11 protein-coding genes are annotated in these 8,200 nt (G+C 63.9%); 10 read left to right on the top strand and 1 reads right to left on the bottom strand.

Annotated elements, in window-relative coordinates; genetic code table 11:
- The 3 genes from GCN74_RS27725 to GCN74_RS27715 form a co-directional block, all read left to right on the top strand.
- Window positions 1-704: flagellar hook-length control protein FliK (locus tag GCN74_RS27725; RefSeq protein WP_193317299.1), on the top strand; the 704-nt coding region annotated here is incomplete at its 5' end.
- Window positions 697-1,023, top strand: coding sequence for an EscU/YscU/HrcU family type III secretion system export apparatus switch protein (locus tag GCN74_RS27720; RefSeq protein WP_152259638.1), 327 nt, complete (start codon window positions 697-699; stop codon window positions 1,021-1,023). The genes GCN74_RS27725 and GCN74_RS27720, both read left to right, overlap by 8 nt.
- 25 nt (window positions 1,024-1,048) lie before the next feature.
- Complete coding sequence (locus GCN74_RS27715; protein ID WP_152259637.1) at window positions 1,049-1,795, top strand: flagellar brake protein; 747 nt, start codon at window positions 1,049-1,051, stop codon at window positions 1,793-1,795.
- A gap of 143 nt (window positions 1,796-1,938) precedes the next feature.
- On the opposite strand, the gene fliE is transcribed toward GCN74_RS27715, so the two are convergent.
- Window positions 1,939-2,187 (bottom strand): flagellar hook-basal body complex protein FliE, encoded by a 249-nt coding sequence (gene fliE, locus GCN74_RS27710; protein WP_264372564.1) that lies wholly within the window; start codon window positions 2,185-2,187, stop codon window positions 1,939-1,941.
- On the opposite strand from fliE, the gene GCN74_RS29605 reads away from it, so the two are divergent.
- From GCN74_RS29605 to GCN74_RS29030, 7 genes are all read left to right on the top strand, one after another.
- Window positions 2,090-2,482, top strand: a complete 393-nt coding sequence (locus GCN74_RS29605) for a hypothetical protein (RefSeq protein WP_264372913.1) — start codon at window positions 2,090-2,092, stop codon at window positions 2,480-2,482. The two genes, fliE and GCN74_RS29605, sit on opposite strands and share 98 nt — an antisense overlap.
- A gap of 75 nt (window positions 2,483-2,557) precedes the next feature.
- Complete coding sequence (fliF, locus tag GCN74_RS27705) at window positions 2,558-4,273, top strand: flagellar basal-body MS-ring/collar protein FliF (protein ID WP_152259635.1); 1,716 nt, start codon at window positions 2,558-2,560, stop codon at window positions 4,271-4,273.
- Window positions 4,266-5,264 (top strand): flagellar motor switch protein FliG, encoded by a 999-nt coding sequence (gene fliG, locus GCN74_RS27700; protein ID WP_034787109.1) that lies wholly within the window; start codon window positions 4,266-4,268, stop codon window positions 5,262-5,264. The genes fliF and fliG overlap by 8 nt, the downstream gene beginning before the upstream one ends.
- A gap of 43 nt (window positions 5,265-5,307) precedes the next feature.
- Window positions 5,308-6,021 (top strand): flagellar assembly protein FliH, encoded by a 714-nt coding sequence (locus GCN74_RS27695; protein ID WP_152259640.1) that lies wholly within the window; start codon window positions 5,308-5,310, stop codon window positions 6,019-6,021.
- Between the two features lie 89 nt (window positions 6,022-6,110).
- Window positions 6,111-7,427: a flagellar protein export ATPase FliI gene (gene fliI / locus GCN74_RS27690; protein WP_226939268.1), complete on the top strand. Its 1,317-nt coding sequence runs from the start codon at window positions 6,111-6,113 to the stop codon at window positions 7,425-7,427.
- 32 nt (window positions 7,428-7,459) lie between these two features.
- Window positions 7,460-7,900, top strand: a complete 441-nt coding sequence (gene fliJ / locus GCN74_RS27685; RefSeq protein WP_152259634.1) for a flagellar export protein FliJ — start codon at window positions 7,460-7,462, stop codon at window positions 7,898-7,900.
- A 19-nt stretch (window positions 7,901-7,919) separates the two neighbouring features.
- Window positions 7,920-8,200, top strand: a 281-nt coding sequence (locus tag GCN74_RS29030; protein WP_226939267.1) for a hypothetical protein, incomplete at its 3' end; no start/stop codon positions are given.

Raw genomic sequence — 8,200 nt, 5'->3', positions numbered from 1 at the left:
TGAGCACCACCGCGCGCGCCATCAGCAGCGTGCTCAGCCAGGCGGAAAGCGCGCCCGGCGCGCCCCTGGCGCTGGTCGGCAAGACGCCGCTGACGGCCGCGCCGGGCGCCAACCCCGCCCAGGTGGCGCAGAAGCTGCGCGACGCGGTGGGAAGCAGCGGCCTGTTCTATGAATCGCATGTGGCGGAATGGGCCGAAGGCAAGCGGCCGCTGGCTTCGCTGCTGCTGGAACCGCAGATGCAGAAGGCCCAGCCGGGCGAAACGGCCAGGACAGGCACCGACCTGGCCTCGGCGCAGCTGATCAATTTGCAGCTGCACACGCACGAACAGGCGCGCGTGCAATGGCAGGGCGAAGCCTGGCCTGGCCAGAAGATGCAGTGGGATATCAGCAAGGATGCGCCGGAAGGACAGCAGCCCGACGGCCGCGACGGCGACGAGGAAGCGACGGCCTGGCGCAGCAACGTGCGCTTCCAGTTTCCCCTGCTGGGCGACCTGGCCGCGCACGTGGTCTTGCAGGGCGGCCGCGTGCACATCCAGCTGCAAGCTGGCAGCGAAGGCAGCGCCGACACCTTGCGCCAGCATGCCCCGCGACTGGAAGCGTCGCTGGACGCGGCCGGCTGGCCATTGTCGTCGCTGAGCATTGCCGGCAAGCCGGACGCGGAAGAGTCGCCGGCAGCGGCGCCAGGAGCAGACGGCGATGCTTGACGACAGCAAGCGCAAGGTGCCGCAGACGGCCGTCGCCCTGGCCTACCAGAGCGGCACGCCGGCACCCAAGGTGGTGGCCAAGGGCAGCGGCCTGATCGCGGACCAGATCATCAGCACGGCGCGCGAACACGGCGTCTTCGTGCATGAATCGAAGGAATTGGTGGCGCTGCTGATGGATGTCGACCTGGACCGCCAGATTCCGCCCGGCCTGTATCGGGCGATTGCGGAACTGCTGGCCTGGTTATATCATATTGAATCTGCGAATGGCGGGCCCATCCCGCCGCCGCCCGACACCAGCGTCAACCTCACCGATACATAGACAGGCATCAATGCAAGCACATATTATGGATTCCGGCCTCGAAAACTGGCATGACTTTGAAGTGGAATCGCGGCGGGAAATCATCGCCTTGCTGCGCAGCATAGGTGAAAAGAACCAGCTGATCCGCATGCTGATCCACGGTGAATCCGATGTGTGCGTCACCTCCATCCTGGAAGTCGATGCGGAGCGCGATACCGTCATCCTCGACCGTTCCGTGAACGCCGACCAGAACCGCCGCATGGTGGCCGCCACCGGCATCTCGTTTGAAACGTCGCTCGACAAGATCCGCATCCTGTTCAGCAGCGCCCTGGTGGAAGAGTGCCATTACGAGGGCACGCCCGCCTTGAAAATTGCCATTCCGGAAACATTGATCCGCTTGCAGCGGCGCGAGTACTACCGCATGACCACGCCCGTGAGCAATCCCGTGCGCGTCTCGATTCCCCTGCCGCCCGCGCTGGGCGGCGCCGACACCCTGTTCCCGCTGGCCGACATCAGCTGCGGCGGCATCGCCATCCTGGACAATAAACTGATGCTGGGCGAAACCATCGGCCGCGACTATCCGGGCTGCCGCATCGACTTGCCCGATGTGGGCATCGTCACCGCCACCTTGCAAATCCGCAACTCGCTGGACATGACCTTGCTGAACAACAAGCTGAACCGCCGCCTGGGCTGCCAGTTCGTCGACCTGCCGCGCAGCATGCTGGCGCACGTGCAGCGCTATATCACGCGTCTCGAACGCGAGCGCAACGCACGCATGGCGGGGTTAGGTTAACACCTTACAAACCTACTGCGCGTCGCCATTTGCGGCCTGCGATGCTCACTGTACTAGAGTACAGTTCCGCTTCTCGGCCACAACTGGCTTCCGCTCGCTACGGTTTGTAAGGCGTTCGTGACATACCAATACACTTACCTGTATCAAACTTGCATATTCATGATCTCATGATATGCAGAAACCAATTTATTCCGCACCTGCACCGTCGCCTGGAATTCGATGCTGGACTTTTGCATCGATACCATCACGTCCGACAGGCTGACCTTTTCGTCGCCCATGGTAAAGCGCTGGCCCATGGCCGACGATTCCTTTTGCGAACTGCTCACGGAATCGAGCGCGCTCTTGAAGGCATCGGCGAAATTCACCTTGGCTGCCGGAGCCTCGGTCTGGATCGCCGGTATTTTCGCCTCCGGCCGCGTGGCCGCCGACTTCAGTTGCGCGATCATCGCCTCGATCCTGCTGCTATCGATACCGCCTGTTTTCACTTTGCCTCCCGATTCTGGTCTATTCCTGCCTGTTGCCCCCAGAGAACAAAACTCTGGCTTGCAAGGCAACGACGGGTACAATAACTTCCGTCACATGTTGCCAGGGTTCCACAATACCAGCGCCAACGCCAGCCGCTCGGCCGAGCAGGCGGCAAAAGCGCCTTCTATTTGGACGATTGAAGCGCGTGACAGTGGCGGATAATTCTGCATATCGCCCCCTCCTCCAGTGGAAGCGGCCCCCACTCATTAGCAAACATACGCGCCCCGGAAGGCAATCATGGCTGTAGCCGAAGAAATCGATGTGAACCGCATACCGCCGGAACCGGCGCCTGCCCGCTCGCCCGTGGAGTCCGTGCAAGCGTTCGCCAAGACGCCGATGGGCAAGAATTTCCTGCGCGGCCTGGGCGTGGCGGCACTGATTGCCATCGGCGTGGCCCTGTACATGTGGAACCAGCCGCCCGAGTACAAGGTGCTATTCTCCAACTACACGGACCGCGACGGCGGCGCCATCACGGCTTCGCTGGACCAGCTGGGTATCAAGCACAAGTTTTCCGAGGGCGGCGGCGCCATTCTCGTGCCATCCGAACAAGTCCACGATGCGCGCCTGAAACTGGCCGCGCAAGGCTTGCCGAAGGGCGGCAACGTGGGTTTCGAGCTGATGGAAAACCAGAAGCTGGGCGTGTCGCAATTCCTGGAACAGGTCAATTTCCAGCGCGCGCTGGAAGGCGAACTGGCCAAATCGATCGAATCGGTGTCCGCCGTCGATACGGCGCGTGTCCACCTGGCCTTGCCCAAACCGTCCGTCTTCGTGCGCGAACAGCAAAAACCCACGGCGTCCGTGCTGCTGAACCTGCATCCTGGCCGCGGCCTGGACCAATTGCAGGTAAGCGCCATCGTGCACCTGGTGGCGTCCAGCGTGCCGGAATTGCTGCCGATCAATGTCACCGTCGTCGACCAGGCCGGCACCCTGCTGTCGAACCAGGAAAAGGACAAGGACCGCGCCAACGGCATCAAGAGCCTGGACCCGAACCAGCTGAAGTACGTGCAGCAGCTGCAGCAAAGCGTGATCAAGCAGGTCGAATCGATCCTGCTGCCCATCGTCGGCGAAGGCAATGTGCGCGCCGAAGCGACGGCCGACGTGGATTTCTCGCAAAGCGAACAGGCGGCCGAAACCTACAAGCCGAATTCGCCGCCGGAAGCATCCACCATCCGCAGCCAGCAAACGAGCGAATCGACGGGCGCCGGCAATGCCAACCCCTCCGGCGTGCCGGGCGCCCTGTCGAACCAGCCGCCAGGCGTGGCCACGGCGCCGCTGACGGCCGAGGCGCCCGGCGCCCCGGGCGGCGCGCCGACGGCACCAACCCAGAAGGAATCGACGACGAATTATGAAGTTGACAAGACCGTGCGCTACGAGCAGAAATCCATGGGCGGCTTGCGCCGCCTGTCGGTGGCCGTCGTCGTCAACTACCGCCGCAGCTTCGACAAGGATGGCAAGGTCACGGTCAAGCCGATTTCCCCTGCAGAAATGGTCCAGATCAACAATCTGGTCAAGGAAGCGATGGGCTACAACAAGGAGCGCGGCGACAGCTTCAGCGTGGCCAACTCGCCGTTCGACGGCATCGACCGCGCGCCCGAAGGCAAGCTCGAATGGTGGCGCGACCCGGCTAACTTGCCGCTGGCCAAGGAACTGGCGAAATTCCTCATCACGGCCCTGATCCTGCTGTATATCTTCATCAAGATCGTGCGCCCCATGCTGCGTCCCGTGATGCGCAAGATCGACGATTTCGGCGCCCCGCCGCCCGTCGTCGAGCCGGAACTGAGCAAGGATGGCGAAGAAAACGAAGTCCTGCTCAGCGAAGCCGAACTGGAAGAGCTGGAAGAAGACACGGCCCGCGGCTACCGCGAAAACCTGGCGATGGCCAGAAAGCTGGCGCAGGAAGACCCACGCGTGGTGGCCAACGTAATCAAAGCATGGATAGGCAATAATGACTGAGACAACGGGATTGCAAAAAGCATCGATCCTGATGCTGGCACTGGGCGAGAGCGAAGCGGCCGAAGTGATGAAATTCCTTGGCCCCCGCGAAGTGCTGAAGCTGGGCGCCGCCATGGCCACCATGAAGGGCATCGCGCACGAACAGGTGGTCGAGGTGCTCGACGACTTCCGCGCGCAGACGGAGCTCAATTCCACCGTCGGCCTCGATTCGGACGAATACATCCGCCAGGTGCTGACCAAGGCGCTGGGCGACGACAAGGCGTCCGTGCTGCTGTCGCGCATCCTGGGCGGCAAGGATGCGTCCGGCATCGAATCGCTGAAATGGATGGATTCGCAATCCGTGTCCGAGCTGATCCGCAACGAGCACCCGCAGATCATCGCCACCATCCTCGTCCACCTGGAACGCGACCAGGCCTGCGAAATCCTCGGCCACTTCACGGACCGCCTGCGCAACGATGTGGTCTTGCGCATCGCCACCCTGGACGGCGTGCAGCCGGCCGCCTTGCGCGAACTCAACGACGTGCTGACGAAACTGCTGTCCGGTAACGAAAACATCAAGAAATCGTCGCTGGGCGGCGTGCGCGCCGCGGCCGAGATCCTGAACTTCATGAGCGGCGAGCAGGAAGGCTCCGTCATGGACAATATCAAGAACTACGACAATGACATGGCGCAAAAGATCATGGACGAAATGTTCGTGTTCGACAACGTGATCGATATCGACGACCGCGGCATCCAGCTGCTGCTGCGCGAAGTGCAGTCGGAAATGCTGATCATCGCCCTGAAAGGCGCCTCGCAGGAGCTGCGCGACAAGATCTTCAAGAACATGTCGCAGCGTGCCGGCGAGATGATGCGCGAAGACCTGGAATCGAAAGGCCCCGTGCGCCTGTCGGAAGTGGAATCGCAGCAGAAACAGATCCTGCAGATCGTGCGCCGCCTGGCGGACGAAGGGCAGATTGTCTTAGGCGGAAAAGGCGAGGATTCGTTTGTCTAATTTGATTCCCAAAGAGCAGCAAACGGCCTACCAGCGCTGGGAAATGACCTCGTTTGGCGACGAGCGCCCCAGCGTGGTGGCGGCGCGCAAGCTGCTGGAGCCGGACCCCGAACCCGAGATCGACCGGGAAGCCGATCCCTACGGCGAGCTGCACGAGGAAGAGCTGGCGCCGCCGCTCGAGTATCCGACGCAGGAAGAACTCGACGCCATCCGCGAGGAAGCGCGCGCCACCGCCTTCGAGGAAGGCCGCGCGGCCGGCTATGCGGAAGGCCATGCGGCAGGACACGCGGACGGCCATGCCCAGTCGTATGCGGAAGGCAAGGCGGCCTCCGCCGTGGAACTGGCGCACCTGCAAACCATCGCCGTCGATTTCGGCACGGCCGTGCACCAGGCCGACGAACTGATCGCCAACGACGTGATGGAACTGGCCCTGCAACTGGCCAAGGGCATGCTGAAGACGGCCTTGCCCGTGCGCCCCGAACTGATGCTGCCGATGGTGCGCGAAGCCATCGAATACCTGCCCGTGCTGCAACAACCGGCCTTGCTGATGCTCAATCCCGACGATGCGCAAGTGGTGCGCGACGGCATCGGTGACGAACTCGACAAGGGCGGCTGGCGCCTCATCGAAGACCCCAGCGTGGAACGCGGCGGTTGCAAGATCGACACGGCCAGCAACCAGATCGACGCGCAGACATCCACCCGCTGGCACCGCCTGACGCATGCGCTGGGCAAGGACCTGGACTGGCTGGCGCCGTGAGCGAATCCGTCAAAGGCCCCACTGCCCATGCGGCGCGCTGGCGCGCCTACCTGAGCGACTGTACGGCCGTGGTCGGCTTTGTCGAACCGATGCAGATATCGGGCCGGGTCACGCGGGTGGCGGGCCTGGTGATGGAAGCGGTGGGCCTGCGCCTGGCCGTGGGCGCCGCCTGCACCGTGCCCCTGCCGAATGGCGGCCGGGTCGAGGCGGAAGTCGTGGGCTTTGAAGGCGAACGCCTGTTTTTGATGCCGCAAAGCGATGTCGAGGGCATCGTGCCCGGCACGCGCGTGTTTTCCGTCGAACCGGCCATCCCCCGCCCCGGCAGCGTGGCGCACCCGCGCCGCCGCCCCAGCGACCGCGCGCGCCACCTGCCCGTGGGCCCGCAACTGCTGGGCCGCGTGCTCGATGGCGCGGGCCGCCCGCTCGACCAGCTCGGTCCGTTGCACACGGTGGACAGCGCTCCCATCAACGTACGCCCCGCCAACCCCCTGGGCCGTGCGCCCATCGTCGACACCCTGGACGTGGGCGTACGCTCGATCAATGCCATGCTGACCGTGGGCCGGGGCCAGCGCATGGGCCTGTTCGCCGGTTCCGGCGTGGGCAAGAGCGTGCTGCTGGGCATGATGGCCCGCTATACGGAGGCGGACGTGATCGTCGTCGGCCTGATCGGCGAACGGGGCCGCGAGGTAAAAGAATTCATCGAGCAGATCCTCGGCGCCGAGGGCCTGGCCCGCTCCGTCGTCGTGGCGGCGCCGGCCGACACGCCGCCGCTGATGCGCCTGCAGGGCGCCGCGTATGCGACGGCGATTGCCGAGCACTTCCGCGACCAGGGCCAAAACGTGCTGCTGATCATGGATTCGCTGACCCGCTATGCCATGGCGCAGCGCGAAATCGCCCTGGCCATCGGCGAGCCGCCCGCCACCAAGGGCTATCCGCCGTCCGTCTTCGCCAAGCTGCCCGTGCTGGTGGAACGGGCCGGCAATGGCGAGGAAGGCGGCGGCTCGATCACGGCGTTCTACACCGTGCTGACGGAGGGCGACGACCAGCAGGACCCGATCGCCGACTCGGCGCGCGCGATTCTCGACGGACATATCGTGCTGAACCGGCGCCTGGCCGAGGCGGGCCACTACCCGGCCATCGACATCGAGCAATCGATTTCGCGCGCCGCCCACTCGATCACCACGCATGAACACCAGCAGCAGGCGCGCAAGCTGAAACAGCTGTATTCGCGCTATGAACGCAGCCGCGACCTGATCAGCGTGGGCGCCTACAGCGCCGGCACCGACCCCGTGCTGGACCAGGCCATCGCCCTGCATGAAAAGATCGAAGCATTTTTGCAACAGCAGATCACGGAGCGGGTCAGCATGGACGAGAGCTTGGGGCAACTTACCGCTCTATTCGACTGATTAGGGCTTGCATAGCGGGAATATAATCAGCCATGGCTTCTCCTTCCCAACTTGCAACCCTGATCGACCTTGCCCAGCGCGAAACGGATGACTGCGCCAAGCGCCTGGGCGCGGCCCTGAAAGCGCTCGACGATTGCCGCCAGAAGCTCGACATGCTGTCCGGCTACCGCGACGACTATGCCAAGCGCTTCGAGACCACCATGAGCAGCGGCATTACGCCCATGGCCTACCGCAATTTCCAGGCCTTCATGGTCAAGCTCGACAGCGCCATCATGGGCCAGCAGCAGGTGGTCAACCATGCGCAGGCGCGCAGCGAGAATGAAAAACTGCGCTGGCAGGATGCCGAACGCAAGCGCATGTCGTACACCACCCTGAACAACCGGGCGCAGGAACAGGCGCTGAAGCTGGAAAACAAGCGCGACCAGAAGGCAATGGATGAGCACGCGGCGCGACAAGCCTATTACAAACGCTAAGCAACACTGAGGCAGTATCATGCAAACCCAGCCAACCCCGATTTCCCAGATTGTCTCGCCGAACGCCACGCCGGGCGCCGCCAACCGCAGCCAGCCGTCCACCAGCGGCGCGGCGGGCGACTTCCAGCGCACCCTGAACCGCCAGATCGAACAACGCCAGGCCAGCCGCAATATGGCGCAAGCACCGGCACCGGCGGCCCGCCCCGCCAGCCCTGCCGCCGCGCAAGCACCCGCCCAGGCGCCCGCCGCCGAAGCGAAGCCGGCGCCAGCAGGCACCGAACAGGCGGCCAGCAGCGAGCA

It is taken from the genome of Janthinobacterium sp. FT14W, from assembly GCF_009208755.1.
Classification (GTDB): Bacteria; Pseudomonadota; Gammaproteobacteria; order Burkholderiales; family Burkholderiaceae_D; genus Janthinobacterium; species Janthinobacterium violaceinigrum.
Note: the sequence above shows the minus strand (reverse complement) of the source record. Positions and strands in the feature narration are given on the sequence as shown.

Excerpts from the sequence above, each read along its gene's own strand:
- GCN74_RS27715 (WP_152259637.1), top strand. The coding sequence starts at position 1,049 with ATGGATTCCGGCCTCGAAAACTGGCATGACTTTGAAGTGGAATCGCGG.
- GCN74_RS29605 (WP_264372913.1), top strand. The coding sequence starts at position 2,090 with ATGGCCGACGATTCCTTTTGCGAACTGCTCACGGAATCGAGCGCGCTC.
- fliF (WP_152259635.1), top strand. The coding sequence starts at position 2,558 with ATGGCTGTAGCCGAAGAAATCGATGTGAACCGCATACCGCCGGAACCG.
- GCN74_RS27695 (WP_152259640.1), top strand. The coding sequence starts at position 5,308 with ATGACCTCGTTTGGCGACGAGCGCCCCAGCGTGGTGGCGGCGCGCAAG.
- fliI (WP_226939268.1), top strand. The coding sequence starts at position 6,111 with ATGCAGATATCGGGCCGGGTCACGCGGGTGGCGGGCCTGGTGATGGAA.
- fliJ (WP_152259634.1), top strand. The coding sequence starts at position 7,460 with ATGGCTTCTCCTTCCCAACTTGCAACCCTGATCGACCTTGCCCAGCGC.
- GCN74_RS27720 (WP_152259638.1), top strand. The coding sequence starts at position 697 with ATGCTTGACGACAGCAAGCGCAAGGTGCCGCAGACGGCCGTCGCCCTG.
- fliG (WP_034787109.1), top strand. The coding sequence starts at position 4,266 with ATGACTGAGACAACGGGATTGCAAAAAGCATCGATCCTGATGCTGGCA.